General features: G+C 74.1%; 16 protein-coding genes. 5 read left to right on the top strand and 11 right to left on the bottom strand.

What is annotated here, in order from left to right:
* Positions 1 to 52: 52 nt before the first annotated feature.
* Positions 53 to 1,444, bottom strand: a complete 1,392-nt coding sequence (lpdA, locus tag O7634_RS01445; RefSeq protein WP_278148369.1) for a dihydrolipoyl dehydrogenase — start codon at positions 1,442 to 1,444, stop codon at positions 53 to 55.
* Between the two features lie 178 nt (positions 1,445 to 1,622).
* Here lpdA and O7634_RS01440 point away from each other — a divergent pair, with 178 nt between their 5' ends.
* On the top strand, positions 1,623 to 1,952 hold the full coding sequence (locus tag O7634_RS01440) for a hypothetical protein (RefSeq protein WP_278148368.1): 330 nt from the start codon (positions 1,623 to 1,625) through the stop codon (positions 1,950 to 1,952).
* Between the two features lie 45 nt (positions 1,953 to 1,997).
* Here O7634_RS01440 and O7634_RS01435 read toward each other — a convergent pair whose 3' ends face one another.
* Positions 1,998 to 3,572, bottom strand: a complete 1,575-nt coding sequence (locus O7634_RS01435; RefSeq protein WP_278148367.1) for a leucyl aminopeptidase — start codon at positions 3,570 to 3,572, stop codon at positions 1,998 to 2,000.
* A 162-nt stretch (positions 3,573 to 3,734) separates the two neighbouring features.
* Between O7634_RS01435 and gcvT the strand changes: the two genes are divergently transcribed.
* A complete protein-coding gene (gene gcvT / locus O7634_RS01430; RefSeq protein ID WP_278148366.1) occupies positions 3,735 to 4,865 on the top strand; it encodes a glycine cleavage system aminomethyltransferase GcvT in 1,131 nt (376 codons plus the stop codon).
* A 111-nt stretch (positions 4,866 to 4,976) separates the two neighbouring features.
* On the opposite strand, the gene O7634_RS01425 is transcribed toward gcvT, so the two are convergent.
* From O7634_RS01425 to O7634_RS01415, 3 genes are all read right to left on the bottom strand, one after another.
* Entirely contained in the window at positions 4,977 to 6,278 is a 1,302-nt protein-coding gene (locus O7634_RS01425) for a DUF2314 domain-containing protein (protein ID WP_278148365.1), read from the bottom strand.
* A gap of 67 nt (positions 6,279 to 6,345) precedes the next feature.
* Complete coding sequence (locus tag O7634_RS01420) at positions 6,346 to 7,119, bottom strand: adenosylcobinamide-GDP ribazoletransferase (protein ID WP_278148364.1); 774 nt, start codon at positions 7,117 to 7,119, stop codon at positions 6,346 to 6,348.
* Positions 7,109 to 9,055 (bottom strand): bifunctional adenosylcobinamide kinase/adenosylcobinamide-phosphate guanylyltransferase, encoded by a 1,947-nt coding sequence (locus tag O7634_RS01415; protein ID WP_278148363.1) that lies wholly within the window; start codon positions 9,053 to 9,055, stop codon positions 7,109 to 7,111. The genes O7634_RS01420 and O7634_RS01415 overlap by 11 nt, the downstream gene beginning before the upstream one ends.
* A 171-nt stretch (positions 9,056 to 9,226) precedes the next feature.
* Here O7634_RS01415 and O7634_RS01410 point away from each other — a divergent pair, with 171 nt between their 5' ends.
* Together O7634_RS01410 and O7634_RS01405 are read left to right on the top strand one after the other, a co-directional pair.
* The gene (locus O7634_RS01410; RefSeq protein WP_278148362.1) at positions 9,227 to 9,427 is read left to right on the top strand and encodes a hypothetical protein; all 201 of its coding nucleotides are present in this window, start codon (positions 9,227 to 9,229) and stop codon (positions 9,425 to 9,427) included.
* On the top strand, positions 9,427 to 10,224 hold the full coding sequence (locus tag O7634_RS01405; protein WP_278148361.1) for a site-2 protease family protein: 798 nt from the start codon (positions 9,427 to 9,429) through the stop codon (positions 10,222 to 10,224). Before O7634_RS01410 ends, O7634_RS01405 begins: the two co-directional genes overlap by 1 nt.
* A gap of 48 nt (positions 10,225 to 10,272) precedes the next feature.
* Here the strand turns inward: O7634_RS01405 and O7634_RS01400 are convergent, their stop codons facing one another.
* The 6 genes from O7634_RS01400 to nadA form a co-directional block, all read right to left on the bottom strand.
* Positions 10,273 to 11,271, bottom strand: a complete 999-nt coding sequence (locus O7634_RS01400; protein WP_278148360.1) for an aldo/keto reductase family protein — start codon at positions 11,269 to 11,271, stop codon at positions 10,273 to 10,275.
* A 44-nt stretch (positions 11,272 to 11,315) separates the two neighbouring features.
* Entirely contained in the window at positions 11,316 to 15,839 is a 4,524-nt protein-coding gene (locus tag O7634_RS01395) for a WG repeat-containing protein (protein WP_278148359.1), read from the bottom strand.
* 432 nt (positions 15,840 to 16,271) lie between these two features.
* Positions 16,272 to 16,832 carry an XRE family transcriptional regulator gene (locus O7634_RS01390; RefSeq protein WP_278148358.1) on the bottom strand — a complete coding sequence of 187 codons (561 nt, stop codon included), beginning with the start codon at positions 16,830 to 16,832 and terminating at the stop codon, positions 16,272 to 16,274.
* Between the two features lie 123 nt (positions 16,833 to 16,955).
* Entirely contained in the window at positions 16,956 to 17,549 is a 594-nt protein-coding gene (locus tag O7634_RS01385) for a DUF3043 domain-containing protein (protein ID WP_278148357.1), read from the bottom strand.
* Between the two features lie 104 nt (positions 17,550 to 17,653).
* Positions 17,654 to 19,009 carry a UDP-N-acetylglucosamine 1-carboxyvinyltransferase gene (murA, locus tag O7634_RS01380; protein ID WP_347404234.1) on the bottom strand — a complete coding sequence of 452 codons (1,356 nt, stop codon included), beginning with the start codon at positions 19,007 to 19,009 and terminating at the stop codon, positions 17,654 to 17,656.
* A 211-nt stretch (positions 19,010 to 19,220) separates the two neighbouring features.
* Positions 19,221 to 20,420 carry a quinolinate synthase NadA gene (gene nadA, locus O7634_RS01375; RefSeq protein WP_278148356.1) on the bottom strand — a complete coding sequence of 400 codons (1,200 nt, stop codon included), beginning with the start codon at positions 20,418 to 20,420 and terminating at the stop codon, positions 19,221 to 19,223.
* A 68-nt stretch (positions 20,421 to 20,488) separates the two neighbouring features.
* Between nadA and O7634_RS01370 the strand changes: the two genes are divergently transcribed.
* On the top strand, positions 20,489 to 21,625 hold the full coding sequence (locus O7634_RS01370) for a glycerate kinase (RefSeq protein ID WP_278148355.1): 1,137 nt from the start codon (positions 20,489 to 20,491) through the stop codon (positions 21,623 to 21,625).
* Positions 21,626 to 21,649: the final 24 nt, after the last annotated feature.

Genomic DNA, 21,649 nt, shown 5'->3' with positions numbered 1-21,649 from the left:
TTCATTCCCCTGGGGGATCTTCGCCCGTCGCCGGACGCCGCGGTTTGGGTGATCAGGCGTGCGCGTGCAGCGGCTTGCCGGCGAGGGCCAGGTGCGCCTCGCCCAATGCCTCGTTCTGGGTCGGGTGGGCGTGCACGAGCTGGGCGACCTCGGCCGGGTACGCCTCCCAGTTGTAGATGAGCTGCGCCTCGCCGATCAGCTCGCCCACCCGGGCGCCGACCATGTGGACGCCGACCACCGGGCCGTCGTCCACCCGGACCAGCTTCACGAAGCCGGTGGTCTTGAGGATCTGGCTCTTGCCGTTGCCACCCAGGTTGTAGTTGTACGTCTTGACCTTGTCGGCGCCGTACTGCTCCTTGGCCTTCGCCTCGGTCAGGCCCACCGACGCCAGCTCCGGGTCGCAGTAGGTGACCCGCGGGATGCCGACCTCGTCGATCACGGCGGGGGTCTGCCCGGCGATCTCCTCGGCCACGAAGATGCCCTGCTGGAAGCCCCGGTGCGCGAGCTGGAGGCCGGGCACGATGTCGCCGACCGCGTAGACGTTCGGCACGCTGGTGCGCAGCCGCTCGTCGGTCAGCACGTAGCCGCGGTCCATCTTGACGCCCTGCTCCTCGTACCCGAGGTCGGCGGTGTTCGGGCCGCGACCGACGGCGACCAGAAGCAGCTCCGCCTCGATGGTCTCGCCGCCCTGGATGGTGAGCTTGACGCCGCTGTCGGTCTTCTCGACCTTCTCGAACGGCTTGCCGACCTTGAAGTTGATCTTGCGCTTGCGGAAGGCCCGCTCCAGCGCCTTCGACGACTCCTCGTCCTCGGCGGCGACCAGTCGGGGCAGCGCCTCGACGATCGTCACGTCCACACCGAAGGACTTCCACACGCTGGCGAACTCGACGCCGATCACGCCGCCACCGAGCACGATCACCGACGACGGCACCCGGTCCATGACGAGCGCGTGGTCGCTGGTGATGATCCGCTCGCCGTCGACGTCCAGGCCGGGCAGGCTCTTCGCGTACGAGCCGGAGGCCAGCACGATGTTGCGGCCGGTGTAGCGCTTGCCGTCCACCTCGACCACGTTCTTGCCGACCAGCCTGCCGTGGCCCTCGACGATGGTGATCGACTTGTTGCTCTTCAGCATGCCCTGGAGGCCCTTGTACAGGCGGGCGATCACGCCGTCCTTGTACGAGTTGACCCCGGCCATGTCGATGCCGACCAGCTCGGCCTTGACACCGAACTGCTCCGACTCACGGGTCTGGTCGGCGATCTCGGCGGCGTGCAGCAGGGCCTTCGTCGGGATGCAGCCGTTGTGCAGGCAGGTGCCGCCGAGCTTGCCCTTCTCGACCAGCGCGACCGTCAGGCCGAGCTGGACGGCGCGCAGCGCGGTCGCGTAACCGCCGCTGCCACCTCCGAGAATGACGATGTCGAAGGTCGCTTCGTTCGGCTCGCTCACGTCCAACTCCCAGGTCGCGTCGCTGCATCGGGGGTCACGGGGATGTAACACGGACACACCCCACCTCGGTCATCTTGTCACCACCGGGCACGGGCTGCGTAGTGAGGTGCCCAACGACACGTCATCGACACGTACCCTTGGCACCGATGTCGATGACGCAGCATGGGGGAGAGAACCGGTGGGGTTGTTCCGGCGCCGCAAACCGACGGCCGTGCCGAGCCATGACCGGGCGGCAGATCGTGGCGACCTGGACCATCTGGAGAACTTCATCCGCAGTCGGCGCGGCGTCGAGGCGTACATCGAGCCCCGCACGACGGTGACGGAGACGACTGTCATCCTGATCGCCGACGACGGGGAGTGGACCCGCCGCCGCATCGACGGGCCGGACGGCGCCCGGCGCTTCGCGTACCGGATGGGCATCCCGGTCTACGACGTGCGGCTGATGGGCTACCCGCAGCGGATGCGGGACTTCAACGAGCGCCGCAAGCGTCGCCCGGAGCGATACTGAGCGGGCCCCCGGCCGACGCCGGGGGCCCGCACGCTCCGCGTCCCGTCAGCCGTTGGCAGCGACGTCCTCGACGAGCTGGACGAGGGTACGGACCGGGACGCCGGTGCCGCCCTTGGTCCAGTAGCCGGTCGGCTCGCCGGAGTGGTAGCTCGGGCCGGCGATGTCGATGTGCGCCCACGCCACCTCGTCGGTCACGAACTCGCGCAGGAACACCCCGCCCTGCAGCATGTGACCCGCCCGGTCCATCCCGGCGTTGACCTGGGAGATGTCCGCCACGTCCGACTCCATGCCCTTGCGCACGTCGTCGGGGAGCGGCATCGGCCAGGCCGGCTCGCCGACCGCGTCGCCGACCGTCCGGACCCGCTCGCACAGCTCCGGGGTGCCCATCACGCCGGCCACCCGCTTGCCCAGCGCGACGACCTGGCCGCCGGTCAGCGTGGAGGTCTCGAACAGATAGTCGGTGCCGTCGGCGCAGGCACGGGCCATGGCGTCGCCCAGGATCATCCGGCCCTCGGCGTCGGTGTTGAGCACCTCGACCCGCTTGCCGTTGAACATGGTGATCACGTCGCCCGGTCGGTAGCTGCTGCCCGACGGCATGTTCTCCGCCATCGGCAGGTACGCGCTCACCGCCACGCTCGGCTTCAGCGCGGCCACCGCCAGCATGGTCGCCGCCACCGCGGCGGCGCCGCCCATGTCGGACTTCATCTCCCACATGCCCTGCGCCGGCTTGATCGAGATGCCGCCGGTGTCGAAGGTGATGCCCTTGCCGACCAGCGCCACCCGCTTGCCGTTGCCGCTCCCCTGCGGGGTGTAGGTCAGCTTCACCAGGCGCGGCGGGGCCTCCGAGCCCTGCCCGACGGCGACGATGCCGCCGTACCCACCGGCGGCCAGCGCCGCCTCGTCCAGCACCTCGACGCCGAGCCCGGCCTCCCGGGCGGCGTCCGCGACCGCGTCCGCGAACGACGGCGGGCGCAGCTCATTCGGCGGGGTGTTCACCCAGTCCCGGCTGATCCGGACCGCGCTGGTCACCGCGAGGGCCCGGGTGACCTCGGCCTGGGCGCCCGCGTCGCCGGCGTCCGGCACCGCGACGAGCACCTCGGCCACCGGCTCGCGACGGGTCGGCTGGGGACGGGTCTTGTAACCGGCGAAGCGGTAGCCACCGAGCAGCGCGCCCTCGGCGACCGCCCGCAGCTCCGCCGTCGCGTCGGCGTCGTCCGGCAGCGGCAGGGCCAGCGCGACGGTGGACGCGCCGGCCAGGGCCCGGATCGCCGCACCGGCGGCCCGACGCAGGGTCTCCGGGGCCGGGGCGGCGCCCGCCGGCTCCGGGCCGAGCCCGACCGCGGCGACCAGCGGCGCGGTCACGGTGCCCAACGTCGCCAGCTTGATGACCTCACCCGGCCCGCCGGTCGCGCCGAGCAGCGCCAGGGTCTCGGTCAGCCTGCCGTCGAAGGCAGCGGCGATGCTCTCCGCGCCACTGGCGAGGAGCAGGGCGCCGGCGAGGCCGCTCGTGGCGCCCTGCTCTCCGGTCTGGCTGTGCACGCCGATCACGATCGCGTCGACGGCGAGCTCGGCCGGATCGGTGTCGACCAGGCTCAGGTTGGTGGTGCGGGGTGCTGTCACTGAAGCTACTCCGGGCGGGCCGGGCCGGTCGCGTCGTCGCGTACCAGCGTTGGAGGTCTCCGGCGGAACGTACCCGCCGAACGTCATGGCTGTCCCGCCGACGGCGCCAGCGGGCTCCCGCCGATGCTAACCAGCGACGTTGCCCCCGGTAAGTTGCCACCCATGACCGACGTGACCCACGACGCCGCCGAGACCCGGCTGCGTCGTTCCCCGCTGCACGAGCGGCACCTCGCCGCCGGCGCCAAGTTCGCCCCCTTCGGGGGCTGGGAGATGCCGCTGGAGTACGCCGGCGGCGGCGTGCTCAAGGAGCACGCCGCGGTGCGGACGGCGGTCGGGGTCTTCGACGTGTCGCACCTGGGCAAGGCGCGGGTGAGCGGCCCGGGCGCCGCCGACTTCGTCAACTCCTGCCTCAGCAACGACCTGGGCCGGATCGGCCCCGGCCGGGCGCAGTACACGCTCTGCTGCGACGACGCCACCGGCGGCGTGGTGGACGACATCATCGCCTACCTGTACGCCGACGACCACGTCTTCCTGATCCCCAACGCCGCGAACACCGCCGAGGTGGTGCGCCGGTTGCGCGCCGCCGCGCCCGATGAGGTGATAGTCACCGACGAGCACGAGGCGTACGCCGTGCTGGCCGTGCAGGGCCCGCGCTCGGCCGAGCTGCTGACGGCCCTGGGCCTGCCCACCGAGCACGGCTACATGAGCTTTTCCGCCGCCGGGCTGGCCGGGGTGGAGTTGACCGTCTGCCGGACCGGCTACACGGGTGAGCTGGGCTACGAGCTGGTGGTGCCGGCGGAGCACGCGGTCGCCGTGTGGGACGCGCTCCTCGCCGCCGGCGCGGCGTTCGAGCTGCGCGCCTGCGGGCTGGCCGCCCGGGACACGCTGCGCACCGAGATGGGCTACCCGCTGCACGGGCAGGACCTCTCCCTGGACATCAGCCCGGTGCAGGCCCGCTCCGGCTGGGCGGTCGGCTGGGACAAGCCGGCGTTCTGGGGCCGCGACGCGCTGCTCGCCGAGAGGGCCGCCGGCCCCCGGCGTACGCTGCGCGGTCTGGTGGCCGTGGAGCGGGCCATCCCGCGCCCCGGGATGACTGTGCACGTCGGTGACGTCCAGGTCGGCACGGTGACCAGTGGCACCTTCTCGCCGACCCGCAAGCAGGGCATCGCCCTTGCCCTGCTCGACACCGACGCCGACCTGCCGGACGGCGCCGAGGTGGAGATCGACATCCGAGGCCGCCGAGCCCCCCTGACGGTAACCAAACCCCCCTTCGTAACCCCCTCCGTCCGCTAACCCCCACCCCCACCCCCACCCCCACGCGCCCCCCGGCCGCCCCCGGTTGCGCCCGGTTGATCATGAAGTTATGGCCACCCGCGTCGGCGTGTCCTGGCAATAACTTCATGATCAACGGGAGAAGGGGGGGCCGGGGGGTTCGCCGGAGTCCAGGACGGCCTGGGTCCAGCCGCCCTCCAGGACACCGGTGCCGTCCAGGATGGCCCAGTCGACGACGTCGGTTACCTCCACCACGACCGGGGCGCCGATCCGTACGTTCGGGTCGGTGGCGGCGTCGCTGGCGCTCACGCCGACGATCCGCTCCGGGGTCTCCCACGAGGTGACGCCCGCCCAGACGTACTCCGGGCCGTCGTCGCCGGGCAGGCCATACTTGACCACCAGTTGCGACTCGGCCGGGAACCGGCCGGCGACGAACCGGGCCCGCGCGTCACCCAGGGCGGCGCGGGCGGTGGCGACGGCACGACTCATCGCGTCACCGGAGCGGGCGTACCGCACGTCCGGCTGGATGCCGGAGAACAGCGTCGCGCAGGCGGCCGCGTAGTAACGGCCGTCCGGGCCGGGGTGCCCGGCCGGCGGGCGCAGGCTGAGGAACGAGTCGGCCTCCGGGTCGGTCGCCGGGTCCAGTTCCAGGCGCAGCAGCACCGGGGCGGTCGCGCCGTGCTGTTCCGGGTTGCCGTACGCCACCGCGATGTCGTGCCCGGTGACCGTGGCCAACACCGGTAGCTGCACGAACGCCGGCACCTCCTCGCCGGTGAGCCCGTCGGTCCAGTCCCGCAGCAGTCGGCGTGCCGCGCCGGTCATCACCGCGCCCCACGCCCGGGTGAGGTGGTCCGGAACGCCCTGGGTCTGCAACTCCAGCAGCCCGAAGCGGCGCAGCCCCTTGGTGGTGAACCACAGCCCCTCCGTGTCGGAGGAGTACGGCACCAGCACCCAGTCGACCAGCCGGATCCGGCCGTGCTCGTCGGGCAGCGAGCGCAGCGCGGTCGCCGGGTCCAGGAACTGGAGGCCGAAGACGTCCACCACGTCGCCGGAGACGGACTCGGCCACCGCCGCGGCGACCGCACGGGCGGCCCACTCGTGCGCCGGCGGCCAGCCGGGACGGTACTCGGCCTGGACCACCACCAGGTGCGTCGCCGCCGCCAGTCGGGCCAACTGCTCCTCGGTGGCGCCGAACGCGGTGAGCAGGTCCGGCGGCAGCTCGGGAAACTCGGCGATCGGCCGGGTGTCGACGCTCATCAGCGGGCTGTCGAGCATCTGTCGGGCGAGCCCGTACACCGGCTCGGCCAGCCGGCCGGTCAGGGCCTCCACCGCCGTCTTCGCGCTGACCTTGGGCAGGCCCGCCATCGGCACCAGGTAGGTCGCGCTGAGCGACTCCGGCACCGGTACGGGCAGGAAGTCGTCCGTGATGAGCATGCTGGGTTCCCCCGGTGGCCGCGCCGGTGTTGTCGAGCCGAACGCTACCCGGCGCAGCACGCCCGGTTCAGCCGGACAGCACCAGACCCAGGTAGACCAGCGTGGTGACGACCTCGACGGTAGCGCCGAGGACGTCGCCGGTGATCCCGCCGAGGCGTCGTACCACGTGGGTGAGCAGCGGGACCGCGACGGCGAGGGCGGCGACGACGGCCAGCGGCCCCTGCCACGGACGGCCCGGCACGGCGGGTGCCGCCAGCAGCACGACGGCGACGGCGCCGACGGCCACCGCCGCGGGGCTGACAGTGCCGGCCACCAGCGCCCCCAGGCCGTCCGGCCGGGCCGGCGGCACTCCCCGCCGGCAGGCCACGGTGACGCCGAGCCGCCCGGCCGCTGTCGCGGCGACCACCGCCGCGAGACACGACGGCCAGGAGCGCCCCGCCAGGTCGGCCAGCGCCGCCGCCTGCACCAGCAGGACGACCACGAGGGCCACCACCCCGAACGGGCCGACGTCCGGCTTCTTCATGATCTCCAGGGCGGCCGCGCCACGCCGGTACGAGCCGAGCGCGTCCACGGTGTCGGCCAACCCGTCCAGGTGCAGCCCCCGGGTCAGCAGCGCGGTGGCGGCCACCGTCACGCCGGCCGCCACCAGCGGGGGAGCGACAGCCCCGGTCAGCAGCAGCACACCGCCGAGCAGCGCGCCGAGCAGCGCGCCGACCGCCGGGGCGAGCGCCATCGCGACGCCCGCGACCGGACGGTCGATCCGACCGGCCAGCACCGGCAGCGTGGTGAACGTGGTGACCGCCAGCCGGGCTCCCGCGAGGAGCCGCGACTCAGCCGGCACGCCAGCCGGACGCCGGCTGCTCGTCGGCCCCGGTGCTGGCCGGGCCGGGACCGGCCGGCTCCGGCTCGGCGAAGTCCGGCTCCGGCTCGTCGACACCCGGGTCGGTGGGCCCGGGGGTGCCGGCGGCCGGGTCGGGCTCCGCGTCGCCGCCGAGCGACGGGTGCACCGGCAGCGCGGCGGAGAGCGCCAACACCGAGCGCAGCAGCGGCAGCGCGACGAGCGCGTTCGCGCCCTCGCCGAGATCCAGCCGCAGGTCGAGCAGCGGAGTGAGGCCCAGCACGTCGGCGGCGAGTCGCACCGCCGGGTGCCCGCCGTGGTCGGCCAGCAGGCACCAGTGCCGGGCCTGCCCGGCCAGGTCCCGGCTCACCATGCCGGCGGCCACCCCGACCGGCCCGTCCAACAGCACCGGCACCCGACGGGCGGTCGCGCCGAGCAGCACGCCGGTGGCCACCGCCACGTCGCCGCCGCCCAGCTCGGCCAGGATGTCCTTGGCGCCGCGCGACGAGCGGCGGGTGCGGTGCAGCGCGTCGCGGACCGCGGCGCAGCGGATCATCCACGCGGCGTCGTCGATCTCGCCGGAGTCGGTGATCACGCGCCCCAGGACCGACGGCGGCTCCGCGCCCGCCGTCGCCGCGAGCACCGCCGCGGCCGCCGCCTCCGTGCCAGCGCCGCACGCGCCCAACACCAGCAGCCGTACGCCGGCGTCGGCGGCCTGCTCGGCCAACCGCCAGCCGTAGCGCAGCGCCGACTCCACCTGCTCCGGCGCCAGCGCCGGCTCGTCCTCGATCGGCGCGGACGCCGGGGTGTCCACCACCTGGAGGCTGGCCCCGCTCTCGGCGGCCAGCCGCGCCAGCACGCCCTGGCCGGCGCGGGCCTGCGCGGCGCGCCGCGCCGACTCGCCGGCGACGGTGCCGGCGGCGGCTCCGCCGGCATGGTCGCCGTGCAGCAGCAGCACCCGCACCGAGCCCCAGGCGACGGGGGTCGTGGTGCCCTGGGTCGCGGCGGCGAAACCGACCACCCGGTCGAGCACACCCAACCCGGCGCCGGGGATGTCCAGTGTGGCCAGCCGGTCCACCGCCTGCGGCCCCGCGTACTCGTCCGGCATCGGCAGCTCCATGCCGGGCTGGATGACCAGCCCGGTCGCCACCATCGGCAACGCCATCGTCGGGGCCGCCCACGAGTTGCCCTGATCAGGGCTGGGCGCGGGGGGTGGCGTGTGGGTCAGCACCTCGGGAAGCTGCACCTCGGGGGTGGGCTCGTTGTCGCCCAGGGCCGTGACGACGGGCGCGAGGGCGGTGGCCGTGGCGGGCGGTGCGGTGGCGGCCACGGGTGCGGCGTCGGATGCGCTGGCGCTGGCGGCGGGTGCGGCGGCCGGCTCGGTCCCGGCGGCGGTCGACTTCAGCCACACCGGCTGGCCGGCGACGACGAGCACCACCGCGTCACAGGCGTCGGCGACCGCGCGGTTGGCCGCGCCCAACGCGTCGGTGAACGCCCGCCCCAGCGGAGTGGTCGGCACCAGCGACAGCCCCACCTCGGGGCTGACCAGCACCACCCGCGCCGCGCAGCCGCTGATCGCCTCGGCCAGCTCGGCGATCGTCGCCACGTCGTCGGCGGGTTGGTGCTCCGGGTCGAGCAGCACCGTCACCCAGCCGCCCAGATCGTCGACGAGCAGCGTCTCGTTGGGCTCGGCGGACGCCAGCACGTCGGCCAGCCGCCGCGGCTCCGCCGCGGTCTCCTCGGTCGTCCAGCTGCCCGGACGCCGGGCCCGGTGCGCGCCCAGCCGGGTGGCCCACTCGGTGTCCTCCGGGTCACCCTCGGGCGCGGTGGCGACGTAACGGACCACCGGCGCGTCGGTGACCAGGGACTCGGCGAACTCGGACTTGCCGGACCGGATCCCGCCGAGCACCAGGACCGTGTTCCACCCGTCTACGGACATGCCCGTACCTTAAGGCCGCCCGGGGTCGCGGTGCCTGCCGGGCCGGCGCCGACCGGGCTGATCCACCCGTGGGTTCCCGCGGAGGCGAGCGAGCGGCCGTTCGCGCGCCGGGCCGACTACGCTGGCGGAGGTTCGTCCCACCGGGACTTCAGCGGCGAGGGGAGACGCGGCATGGCGTGGAGCTGGCGGTACGAGGGCACGGACGGCCAGGCGGTCGAGGGACCGGCGGAGTCGTTCGGCAGCCAGGCCGACGCCGAATCCTGGATCGGTCAGACCTGGCGGGAGCTCGCGGCGTCCGGCGTCACCTCGGTCGCGCTCGTCGAGGACGACCGGGTGGAGTATCGGATGAGCCTGCTGCCCACGGCCGAGTGATGACCCACGAACGGCCGGGCGGCGACGGGCTGGTTCTCGGCGTGCCGAGGGCGGCGTTCCGGCCCAGCCCGGTCTTCCTCGGCCTGGTCGCCCTGTTCGCGGTCGGCGGGGTGTTGGCCTGGAACGGGTACGGCAACGCCCGCTTCAACGTCTTCCTGTTCGTGGTGTCCGGCTGGCTGGTGTCGCTCTGCCTGCACGAGTACGCCCACGCGGTGGTGGCCTACCGGGCCGGTGACCGGGACATCGCCCACCGGGGTTACCTGACGCTCAACCCGTTCAAGTACACCCACCCGCTGCTGTCGATCGTGCTGCCGGTGGTGGTGGTGCTGCTCGGCGGCATCGGCCTGCCCGGCGGCGCGGTGTGGGTGGACCGGCACGCCATCCCGGGTCGGCTGCGGCACACGTTGGTGAGCCTCGCCGGCCCGGCGACGAACGTGCTGTTCACGCTGGTGCTGGTGGCCGCCGTACGCCTGGGCGCCGGGTCGGGCGGCCCGGTGGAGTTCTGGGCGGGGGTGGCGCTGCTCGCGTTCCTCCAGCTCACCGCCAGTGTGCTGAACCTGCTGCCGGTGCCGGGCCTGGACGGCGGCAACATGATCCAGCCGTGGCTCAACCCGCAGTGGCGCAGGATGTACGACCTCTTCGCCCCGTACGGCTTCATCCTGCTCTTCGCGCTGCTGTGGAACCCCCGCATCGGCGGATGGTTCTTCGACGCGGTCTTCTGGGTGGGTGACCTGCTCGGCCTGCCCAGCTGGCTCTACGCCACCGGCCTGGACCTGATCCGCTTCTGGCAGGGCTGAGCCGAGCCCGGCCGGCGCGAACTCCTCGCGCCGGCCGGGAAGGTGGCGTCAGGGACGCTGCGCGGGGGACTCGGTCTTCGCCGGGTCCCGCTCCACCACCGGGGCGACGACGTCGTCGATCGCCTTGAGCAGGTCGGCGTCGAGCTTCACACCGGCTGCCTTCACGTTGTCGTGCACCTGCTCGGGGCGGGACGCCCCGATGATGGCCGACGACACGTTCGGGTTCTGCAGGACCCACGCCACGGCGAGCTGGGCCATGCTCAGCCCGGCCTGCTCGGCGAGGGGCTTGAGCTGCTGCACCCGGGTGAGCACGTCGTCGTTCATGAACCGGGCGATGAAGTTCGCGCCGGACTTCTCGTCGGTGGCGCGGGAACCGGCCGGCGGCGGCTGACCCGGCAGGTACTTGCCGGAGAGCACGCCCTGGGCCATCGGCGACCAGACGATCTGCCCGATACCCAGCTCCTCGCTGGCCGGTACGACCTCGGCCTCGATGACCCGCCACAGCAGCGAGTACTGCGGCTGGTTGGAGACCAGCGGGATGTGCAGCTCCCGGGCGAGCGGGTGGGCGGCGCGGAGCTGGTCGGCGGTCCACTCGGAAACGCCGATGTAGTGCGCCTTGCCGGAGTGCACGACGTCGGCGAACGCCTCCATCGTCTCTTCCAGCGGGGTGCTGTAGTCGTACCGGTGGGCCTGGTAGAGGTCCACGTAGTCGGTCCGTAGGCGGCGCAGCGAGCCGTTGATCGACTCCATGATGTGCTTGCGGGACAGGCCACGGTCGTTGCGGCCGGGACCGGTCGGCCAGTAGACCTTCGTGAAGATCTCCAGGCCCTCGCGGCGCTCGTTCTGCAACGCCCGGCCGAGCACGTCCTCGGCCCGGGTGCCGGCGTACACGTCGGCGGTGTCGAAGGTGGTGATGCCCGCGTCGAGCGCGGCCCGGACGCAGGCGAAGGCGGCGTCCTCCTCGACCTGCGAACCGTGGGTGATCCAGTTGCCGTACGAGATCTCACTGACCAGCAGGCCGGAGCGGCCCAGGTGTCGGAATTCCATCCGTCGACCCTAACTCCGCTAGATCAGCACCGCAGAACGGCGTGTCAGAGCACGGGATTGGCGTCGATGAGGAGCCGGTCGATCTCCGCCAGCACCTCTGCCCGGTCGCGGTGCACCGGGTCGATGAGCGGCAGGCCCTTGCGGTCCAGCGCGCCCCACCTGCCGCCGGTGCCGATCAGGAACGCCACCGGGTGGATGACGAGCACCGGATGCGTCGGTGGCACCAGCACCGCTCCGGTGCGGTCCACCACACCGCGTCGACCGCCCACGTCCACCACGGCGAGGCCCTCGTCGGTGAAACCGTCGACCTGCCTGCCGTCGGCCAACTCGGTCACGAAGGCGTGGAAGCGGGTGGGCACCACGATCCGGCCGGTCCGATCGACAGCACCCCACCCCTCCCGCCGCACCGCCGCCAACCCACGACGGAACGGCCGTACCTCGGCGAAGTTGGGCCGAACCTGCACCGCGCCGGTCGCGTCGATAGCCGTCCAACCGCCCTCGCCGACCACCCAGGCCAGGCCGTCGCTGAACGGTTGCGCGGTCGGGAAGGACGGCGGGATCACCGTCGTACCGAGCAGATTGATCAGCGACCAGTGGTCGGTGTCCGGCCGCCGGACCCAGGCCAACCCGTCGTGGAACGGCTGCGCCTCGGCGTACCGGGCGGGAATGACCAGCTCGCCGTCCGTGCTGGCGTAACCCCACAGCGTCCCGTCCCGCTCCGGCAGCGGGGGCCGGTCCCGGTCGAGGATCTCGTCCCGACTACGGGGGTACGGTCCGAAGCCGCCCGTCGAGGCCCGCGCGGTCACCGCGTCGAGGGCCACCCGCACCCGGTCGAGCAGGTCGGCGTCGCCGGCGCCACGCAGGTCGAGCGCCTTCTCGAAGTGCGCGCAGGCCTCCATGAGTCGTCCCTGGTCGTAACACGACCGCCCGGCGTGCTCGTGCAGCGCGGCCCGCAACCGGTCGGGCAACTCCGGCGAGTTGGCCTGGGCGAAGAGGAGGTCCGCCTCGGCGAAGTCGCCACGCCACCGCAGCACGTGCGCCAGCCGTGCCTGGGCCAACGCGGTCCGGCGCAGCTCGCCGGTCGCCTCGGCGTAGGTGAGCGCGAGCCGCCCGTCGGCCAACGCGTCGTCCAGCTCGCCGAGAATCCGGGAGGTCACCGCCCGCAGACTCAGCAGCCGGGCGCGCGCACGGTTGTCGACCGCCGAGCCCAGCTTCTCGGTCAGGCGGCGTCGGATGGCCCGGAGGTTGTCCGGCTCGGTCAGATCCTCACGCAGGGCCACCGGATCCAACCGCCAGCGGTACGCGGCCAGAACCTGCTCCGGATCACCCGGGTCGGCCAGCGACGGCCGGGTCGCCACCGGCGGGGTGTCCTCCGGCGAAGTGTCCTCCGGCGGGGTGTCCTCCGGCGGGGTGTCCTCCGGCGGCGCGGAGACCGGCGCGTTCTGCTCGTCCCCGCCGATCCTCGGCCCGGGAACGGCAGCGGCCGGCGGCGCGGAGACGGGCGCGGGCGGCGCGGAGACGGGTGCGGGCGGCGCGGAGACGGGCGCGGCAGCGGCGGCCGGTGCCGCTGTGGGTGGCGCGGAGACCGGCGTGGCGGGTGAGGGTGGCGTCGGCGCGGGTGGCGTAGACACCGGCGTGGCGGGTGAGGGTGGCGTCGGCGCGGGTGGCGCGGACACCGGCGTGGCCGGGTGCGCCGGCGCGGAGGTCGCTGTCTCGGGGGATGGCGGGAGCGGCGCTTCCGGTGCGGTGTTGAGCGGCTCGGGTGCGGCGGGTGGCAGCGGTGTGGGCGCGGGTGGTGCGGAGACCGGTGTCTCGGCGGATGGCGACGCCGGCGCTTCCGGGGCGAGGGCGGGCGTTTCCGGGTCGGCGTCGGGCGGGGCGAGGGCGGGCGTTTCCGGGGCGGTGTCGAGCGGCGCGACGTCGGGCGCTTCCGGGACGGTGTCGAGCGGCGCGGAGGTGGCGAACGGCGGTGCGGAGGCGGGTGTCGCGGCTGGCGGCGTTGGCTCGGGCGCGGCGGCGGTCGGTGGTGCGGTGGCGGACGCGGGCGGCGCGGAGACGGGTACGGCCACGGGCGGCGGCGGTGCGGGTGGCGCCGATACCGGCGCGGGGTCCGCCGCGACCGTGGGGGTGAGCGGGTCGGCGTCCTCGGCGGACGGCGAGGCGGCCGACGGGGCGTCGAGCGACCACTCGTCGGGGCGCGGATCATCCAGTGGCTCGCGGGTCAGGCCGTCCGTGGTGCTCGGCGGCTCGGGTGCCGCCACCTCGTCGGTCGGGTCGACGGTCCACCCGCCCGGGACGCCGGAGACCGGGCTCGCCGGCGGCGCGGAGACGGGCTCGGCGGCGTCGAGCGGCGTCGATGCCCGGCTCTCATCATGGTGGAGGTCCGTTGGTGGTGTCGACGGCAGTGGGCCCGGTTCGGCAACCGCTACCGAGTCGTCGTGGACCGTCGATTCGTCGACCCGGTCGAGCGGCAGGTCCGTCGCCTGGTCATCAGGTGCGGGCCCGACCGGCTGGGCGGGGCTGAACCACGCGTCCGGACCACGGGTGCTTGGGGCGTCGTCCGGCTCGCGGGTGGGTGCCACCGGCTCGTCCGAGGGCGGGGGAGGGATGTAGCGACGTGGCGTGCCGGGAGCCAGCGGCAGCGCCGGCGCGGGGTCAGCGTCCGGTGCCGGGGCCGCCGGCACCGAGGGTGGCGGGGCAGCCGGAGCCGGAGGAGACGCGGGCGTCGGGGCGGGGCGGGTCTCCGGTGGGTTCGGTACCTGCCAGGTGGGTGGCGGGGCGACCGGCGGGCGGGCGTCCGCTGTCGGGACCGCTCGTTGCGGCGCGTACGGGTGCGGCGGCACGACCTGGTGGTCCGGCGAGACGGGACGGCGGCTGGCGGCGACGTCCCCGGCCGGTGGATCGCCGACCCGACGCGGGTCGGGGCGCGGCGTCTCGCCCCGCCGCTGCTCCGTCGGCACCCGGTCCTCGGCGTTCGGGCCGGCGTACCGAGGCGGTGGGGTGACCGGCTGCTCCTCCGGGCGTGGTGGGTCGACCGGCGCGGGCAGGTACTCCAGCCGGAGTCGAGCGGCGGGTGGCCCGGAGACCGGCGGATCGGCGGCGGGTGAGACCGGGGAGGCCGACACCGGTCGGTCCCGGCCGGGCGCGGCGGGGGAGATCGGCGCGGCGGGGGACACCGGTGCGGGCGACACCGGTCGTTCCGGGCGAGCCGGCACGGTACGGCTCGACGCGGCCGGTGCCGGCGCTGCCGGACGTGCCGGCCGCTCGTCGTGCCGCGACGGGGTGGCCGGGGGCCGGTCCGGCCGGGCAGCCGGCCGCGGCGCGGGCTCCGGCTCGGCCCTGCGGTACGGCTCGGCGGCCCGGTACGGCTCGGCGGGTCGGTGCGGGTCGGCGGGGCGGTACGGCTCGGCGGGGCGGTGCGGGTCGGCGGGGCGGTGCGGGTCGGCGGGGCGGTGGCCCGGCTCCCGGGTGCGGTCCTGGCGCACGGGACCCGGCGGGGGCCAGGGCAGGGCGCCGTCCGGCCGCTGGCCGGGTCGGGGCTCACGGTGACCGTCCTCGCGCGGCGCGTCCTCCCGGTACCCGCTGTCCCGGTAGGCGTCCGGTCGGCCCCGCTCGCGGGGCCGCCGATCCGGGTACGTCTCGGCGCGGGCCGCCGCCTCGCGGGGCTGCTGCCGGTGCGGAACCGGGTCGGGTCGCCGCCGCTCGTCGTCGAGGCGGGGTTGGTCGGGCAACCCCGGTTCGGGACGACGGCGTCGTGCACCGTTCGGCGACGGTGCCGCGGCGTCGTCCGCCCGGTAACGCGGCTCCGGACGGCGGAGGTCGTCGGCGGGCCGCTCCGGGTACCCGTCGGCGCGGTACGGTGGGCGGCCGTCCCCGGCCGCCCACCGGTCGGTCCCGTCGACGGTCCGGGGATCGCGGTCGCGCGTGGGTCGTCCGTCATGCCCGTTGTATCCGTCGTGCCGCTCGTGAGCGGCGGCCGGTCGCTCCTGCGGGCCGCGCCGCCGTGGCCCGTCGTCCGGTTCCGGCATCCACCCGGGCTCAACGGCGGGGGCGGGGGAGATCGGCGGCGTGCTCCGGTAACCGCGGTCCCGCTCGCTGGGCTCCTGCCGTGCGCGACGCCCGTCGTACCGGTCGGAGGTGCCGGAGTCCCGGTGCCAGGCGGCCTCGCGCGCCGGCCCCCGCTCGTCCGCGGAGCGACGGTCGGACCAGGCGGTACGCCGGTCCGACTCGGGGGAACGACGGTCCTCGCGGCGGGGCGGCTCGGGTAGCGGCCGGCGGTACGGCTCGTGGTCGTAGTGGCCGGAGTCGGGCCGGCCGTAGGTCGGCGCCCCGACCTGTTCGTCGTCCACCCAGGACCGGCCCTGCGACCCGGCGTCGGTCGGCGGCTCGTCGGCCCAGGACCGGCCGAGGTAGGTGCCGTCGGGACGGGTGGGCGCGAGCGGCGGGACCTCGGCACGACCGGTCACCGTCGCCCGGCCGCGGGGCGGCGGCTGGTGGAGCACGCCGATGTCGCCCGGGTAGCGCTGGCCGGGGAACTGCGGCTGCCACTCGCCGGTCGGCTCGACCATCCAGGACGGTTCGTTTGGGTCTGGCCACGGGTCGGCGTAGCGGCCGTTCATCGGCCGGGCCCGTCGCCGTACCCGGCCGCTGGGCCGACTGTCGCCGGCGGTGTGTCGTTCGCGGCCCTCGGCGGGTGACCACCGGGCGTCCGGTCGCCGCCTGCCACGCCCCGGTGGCCGGCTCGCGTCCGCTCGCTCACGCGTTGTCACCTCGTTGCAAATTGTCGCGCGGGGGCCGCACGTGCCGGTCACAGTGTCGATCCGGCAGGCTGTGGCTGCGGATGGAGGGTAACGGCGTGGGCTCGCTCACCGCCACTGTCGCGCCGCCCACCGGCGCAAACGTTATCCCATTGGTTTCGGACATTTGGTCCTATAACCGAATCTGATCCTCGGACCCTACCGCACCCCGCGATCGTCCGGACCGCGCGGGATCACGCCCGGTCAGGGATGTTCCATGATGAGGACGGCGAAGGTGCCCCGAGCGAGCGCCTCGTAGTGGTGCGGCGCGTCGCCGGGAAACATCGCGTAGTCACCGGGGTTCAGCTCGACCGGCGCCGTCTCGGGGCCCACCCGCAGTCGGCCGGCGGCGACCACCACGTGCTCGACGCTGCGGGGCGCGTGCCCCTCCCCGGTCCGGACCGCACCCGGTTCCAGCCTGATCAGGTAGACGTCCCGGCGCACGTGCGCGGGGCCGGCGCTGAGCAGTGTCCCGGAGAAGTCGGCCTCCTCGGAGCGGACCGCGGAGCCGTCCCCCGCGCGGACCACCCGTACGCCGTTGTCGACGGGCTCCACCAGCCGGCTGAACGGCACACCGAGCGCGACGCCCAACGCCCAGAGCGTCTCCACACTCGGGTTGCCGGTGCCCGACTCCAGGTGCGAGAGGGTGGACTTCGCCACCCCGGCCCGGCGGGCCAGCTCGGCCAGCGAGATGCCGACCCGTTCCCGCTCCCGGCGCAGCGCGGCGGCGATGGTGGCCAGCGGAGCGGCCGGTTCCGGAGGCATGCGGCGGCTCCAGCGGATCGAGCGGTCGTGCCGACGGTGTCGTTCAGCGCGGTGAACCACCCGTACGCTACAACGAACGGCTGTCCCCGCCTGGACGCTTCGCGCGATCCGCGCCCGCCCGGGTCAGACCTTGTCGCCGAGCTTGACCTGGGGGGCCGGGGCGCGCATGCGCCGGAAGGTGATCGACCGCATGACGGCGTAGAGGTAGAGCGAACCCATCCGCTGGTCGGTCTTCGGGAAGCGCTCCCGGACCAGCTTGCCGATCTTGCGGCAGATCAGCACCGAGTCGACGACCACACCCAGCGCCAGCGCGCCCCAGAGCAGGTTGGAGATCAGCCGGACCGGCGCCGGCATGGCCGCGTTCGACCCGATCAGCACGATCAGCGCGCCGCCGAAGAACCAGGTGCCGACGGTACGCCGGGAATCGACCACGTTGCGGGCCAACAGCCGCTCCGGGCCACGGTCGCGGGGGCCGCCCTCACGGCGGAACTCCGCAGCGGCCTCGGCGCGCAGTCGGCGGCGACGCTCCCGATCCTCCTCCTTGGTGAGGGGGCGGCTGGGGCCGGCCGGGCGACGACCCACTGTCGGCCGCTTCGGCGTCTCGCGCCCCTTCGCCGGGGTGTAGGCCCGGGGTCGTTCGGTGGTCTCCTCGGGGGTCACCGAGGTGACGGCCTCGTCGACGAGGTCGGTGGACTTGCGGCGAAAGAGCGACGGCACGCGGCAAGGGTAGCCAACGGGCCGCGCCCGGCGCACATCGCGGTGCGCCGGGCCGACGGCTCCAGGTCGAGCTGGAGCCGTCGCAGCGGACGAAAGGGTCGGTGTTACGGGCGCTCGGCGTGCGCGCCCAGGTCGGCGAGCTTCGCCTCGAAGTCCTCGTAGCCCCGGTTGATCAGGTCGACGCCGTACACCCGGGAGGTGCCCTCGGCCGCGAGCGCCGCGATCAGGTGGCTGAACCCTGCCCGCAGGTCCGGGATGACCAGGTCGGCGGCGTGCAGCTTGCTCGGCCCGGCGATCACCGCGGAGTGCTTGAAGTTGCGCCGGCCGAAACGGCACGGGGTGCCGCCGAGGCAGTCCCGGTAGACCTGGATGTTCGCGCCCATCGAGTTGAGCGCGTCGGTGTAGCCCAACCGCTGCTCGTAGACCGTCTCGTGGACGATCGACAGGCCCCGGGCCTGGGTGAGCGCCACGACCAGCGGCTGCTGCCAGTCGGTCATGAAGCCGGGGTGCACGTCGGTCTCCAGCGCCACCGCGTTCAGCTCGCCGCCCGGGTGCCAGAAACGGATGCCGCCCTCCTGGCCCGGGTCGCCCAGCTTCGGCGCGCGGGCGTCGGTGACCTCGTACTCGCCGCCGACCGAGCGGAAGATGTTCAGGAAGGTCATCATGTCGGCCTGCTGCGCGCCGAGCACCTCGACGTGACCACGGGTGGCCAGGGCGGCAGCCGCCCAGCTCGCCGCCTCGATCCGGTCCGGGATCGGCCGGTGGGTGTAGCCGTGCAGCTTCGGGACGCCCTGGATCTCGATCACCCGGTCGGTGTGGACCTTGATGATCGCGCCCATCTTCTGCAGGATGCAGATCAGGTCGATGATCTCCGGCTCCACCGCCGCGTTGCGCAGCTCGGTGACGCCCTCGGCCATGACCGCCGTCAGCAGCACCTGCTCGGTGGCGCCGACGCTCGGGTACGGCAGGGCGAACTTGGTGCCGTGCAACCCGTTCGGCGCGGACAGGTGCAGACCCTCCGGCCGCTTGTCGACGGTGGCGCCGAACTCCCGCAGCGCCTGGAGGTGGAAGTCGATCGGGCGCGGGCCGATGTGGCAGCCGCCCAGATCCGGAATGAACGCGTGCCCGAGCCGGTGCAGCAGCGGACCGCAGAACAGGATCGGGATGCGGCTGGAGCCGGCGTGCACGTTGATCTGGTCGGTGCTCGCGCTCTCCACGTTCGCCGGGTCGAAGACGAGCTCGCCGTCCTCGGCGCCGTCGGTGACCTTGACGCCGTGCAGGCCGAGCAGACCCCGGACCACCTCGACGTCGCGGATCTTCGGCACGTCGAACAGCCGGCTCGGGCTGTCGCCGAGCAGCGCGGCGACCATCGCCTTCGATACCAGGTTCTTCGCGCCGCGCACGCGGATCCGCCCCTCGAGCGGAGTGCCGCCGTGCACAACCAGGACGTCGTCGGTCAACGCAACCTCCAGCGCGTCGGTGCTGCCGTGTTGTTGGTGGGGAGCCCGAACGTGTCGCTACCCCGGATGCGGCCATCTCGAAACGGCCCGCGTGTGTCGTCGCTCCGGCAGCATAGCCCTCGGTGACGAAAAAGGACTCGGTCAGATCGGCGTGTGTGGCATTAATCGGTGATCCGGCACTTTTGCGTACCAAGAGCGCTACGCATCGTGATCAGGTGGCCGCCGGCGGAGGAGTGTCGGCGCCGGGCAGCGCGAGCATCTGGTCCAGCGCGACGCGGGCGTGGTGCGCGGTGTCGGGGTCCACCGTGATCTGGTTGGCCACCCGGCCGGCGACCAGCTCCTCGAGCGCCCAGACCAGGTGCGGCAGGTCGATGCGGTTCATCGTGGAGCAGTAGCAGACCGCCTTGTCCAGGAACATGATCTGCTTGTCCGGATGCGCCAGCGCGAGACGGCGGACCAGGTTCAGCTCCGTGCCGACCGCCCACGCCGAGCCGGCCGGCGCCGCCTCGATCGTCTTGATGATGTATTCGGTGGAGCCGACGTAATCGGCGGCGGTGACCACCTCGTGCCGGCACTCCGGGTGGACCAGGACGTTGACCCCGGGAACCCGCTCGCGGACGTCGTTGACGCTGTCCAGCGTGAACCGGCCGTGCACCGAGCAGTGCCCCCGCCAGAGGATCATCTTGGCGTCGCGCAGCTGCTCCGGGGTGAGACCGCCGCCGGGCTTGTGCGGGTCGTAGAGCACACAGTCGTCGAGCGACAGGCCCATCTCCAGCACCGCGGTGTTGCGGCCCAGGTGCTGGTCGGGCAGGAAGAGCACCTTCGAGCCCTGCGCGAAAGCCCAGTCCAGGGCCCGCTTGGCGTTCGACGAGGTGCAGACCACGCCGCCGTTGCGGCCGACGAAGCCCTTGATGTCGGCGGAGGAGTTCATGTACGTCACCGGGACGGTGTCACCGGCGATGCCCAGCTCGGTCAGCGTGTCCCAGGCGGCCTCGACCTGGCCGAGGACCGCCATGTCCGCCATCGAGCACCCCGCCGCCAGGTCGGGGAGGATCACCCGCTGGGAGTCGGTGGTGAGGATGTCGGCGCTCTCGGCCATGAAGTGCACGCCGCAGAAGACGATGTACTCCGCGTCCGGGCGGGCCGCGGCCTCCCGGGCCAGCTTGAACGAGTCGCCGGTCACGTCGGCGAACTGGATCACCTCGTCGCGCTGGTAGTGGTGCCCCAGCACGAAGACCCTGCTCCCCAGCGCCGCCTTCGCGGCCGTGGCACGGGCCACCAGATCCGGGTCGCTCGGCGCCGGCAGGTCGCCCGGACACTCGACGCCGCGCTCGGTGTCGGGGTCGCTGCCCCGGCCGAGCAGCAGCAGAGCCGTCGCCGTGTTGGAGGGTTCCACCCAGGTCGAAGTCACGTAGCCCATGGTCGCACAGCGCGAGCGCGGCGCAGCTCCGCTCGGTGTGGGCTGCCACACTGCTCGGCATGCGCGTGCTCCTCTGCCCGGACAAGTTCGCCGGCACCCTGTCCGCGCCGGAGGTGGCCGCCGCGGTGGCCGCCGGTTGGCGCACCGTCACCGACGGCGACGACCTGCTGATCCGACCGCTCGCCGACGGCGGTCCGGGCTTCGTGGAGGTCCTCGCCGACGCCCTCGGCGGCCGGCGGCTGCCGGTGACGACAGTCGACCCGCTGGGCCGTCCGGCGGCCGGTGAGATCCTGCTCACCGCCGACGGCGTGGCCTACCTGGAGAGTGCGCAGGCGTGTGGCCTGCACCTGCTCTCCGCGGCCGAACGCGATCCGAAGACCACCACCTCGTACGGGCTGGGCCTGCTGGTCGCCGCCGCCGTGGAGAGCGGTGCCCGGACGGTCGTCGTCGGGCTCGGCGGCTCCGGCACCAACGACGCCGGCGCCGGCATGCTCGCCGCGCTGGGCGTGACAGCGCTCGACGCGAGCGGGGCCGCGCTCCCGTACGGCGGGGCCGCGCTGGCCGCCGTCGACGCGCTGGACGGCGCGCCCCGGCTGCGGGACGTCCGGCTGGTCGCCGCCACCGACGTGGACAACCCTCTGCTCGGCCTGCACGGCGCGAGCAACGTGTTCGGTCCGCAGAAGGGCGCCGACCGCGCCGACGTGCTGCTGCTCGACGCGGCGCTGGAACGGTTCGCCTCGGTGCTGGAACGGGACCTGACCGGCTGCCCGGCCGGGCTGGGCACGCTGCCCGGGGGCGGCGCCGCCGGCGGCATCGGCGCGGCGCTGCTCGCCCTCGGCGGCGGCATCGAGTCGGGGATCGGCCTCGTCACCCGGGCCACCGGGCTCGACGCCGCCCTGGACACCGCCGATCTGGTGGTCACCGGGGAGGGGTCGTTCGACCACCAGTCGTTGCGCGGCAAGGTCGTGGCCGGGGTGGCCGGCGCCGCCCGGGACCGGGGAGTGCCGTGCGTGGTGCTGGCCGGGCAGGTGAGCACCGGCCGCCGGGAGGCCGCCTCGGCCGGGGTCACCGACGCGTACAGCCTGGTCGAGCACTTCGGCGGCGAGGAGAACGGCGGGCTCGACGCCGCGCTGGACCGGCCGGCGGAGGGGCTGCGCGAGCTGGGCGCGCGCCTGGCCCGGCAGTGGAGCCGCTGAGCAGACAGGTCCGCCGGGCTGCCG

This window comes from Micromonospora sp. WMMD1120, assembly GCF_029626235.1.
Classification (GTDB): domain Bacteria; phylum Actinomycetota; class Actinomycetes; order Mycobacteriales; family Micromonosporaceae; genus Micromonospora.
This window is presented reverse-complemented; position numbering and strand designations above follow the sequence as displayed.

What these genes read in the sequence shown, in the direction of transcription:
- O7634_RS01410 (WP_278148362.1), top strand. Translation starts at nt 9,227, where the DNA reads ATGGCGTGGAGCTGGCGGTACGAGGGCACGGACGGCCAGGCGGTCGAG.
- O7634_RS01415 (WP_278148363.1), bottom strand. Translation starts at nt 9,055, where the DNA reads ATGTCCGTAGACGGGTGGAACACGGTCCTGGTGCTCGGCGGGATCCGG.
- gcvT (WP_278148366.1), top strand. Translation starts at nt 3,735, where the DNA reads ATGACCGACGTGACCCACGACGCCGCCGAGACCCGGCTGCGTCGTTCC.
- O7634_RS01370 (WP_278148355.1), top strand. Translation starts at nt 20,489, where the DNA reads ATGCGCGTGCTCCTCTGCCCGGACAAGTTCGCCGGCACCCTGTCCGCG.
- O7634_RS01390 (WP_278148358.1), bottom strand. Translation starts at nt 16,832, where the DNA reads ATGCCTCCGGAACCGGCCGCTCCGCTGGCCACCATCGCCGCCGCGCTG.
- O7634_RS01395 (WP_278148359.1), bottom strand. Translation starts at nt 15,839, where the DNA reads ATGGTCGAGCCGACCGGCGAGTGGCAGCCGCAGTTCCCCGGCCAGCGC.
- O7634_RS01425 (WP_278148365.1), bottom strand. Translation starts at nt 6,278, where the DNA reads ATGCTCATCACGGACGACTTCCTGCCCGTACCGGTGCCGGAGTCGCTC.
- O7634_RS01405 (WP_278148361.1), top strand. Translation starts at nt 9,427, where the DNA reads ATGACCCACGAACGGCCGGGCGGCGACGGGCTGGTTCTCGGCGTGCCG.
- O7634_RS01400 (WP_278148360.1), bottom strand. Translation starts at nt 11,271, where the DNA reads ATGGAATTCCGACACCTGGGCCGCTCCGGCCTGCTGGTCAGTGAGATC.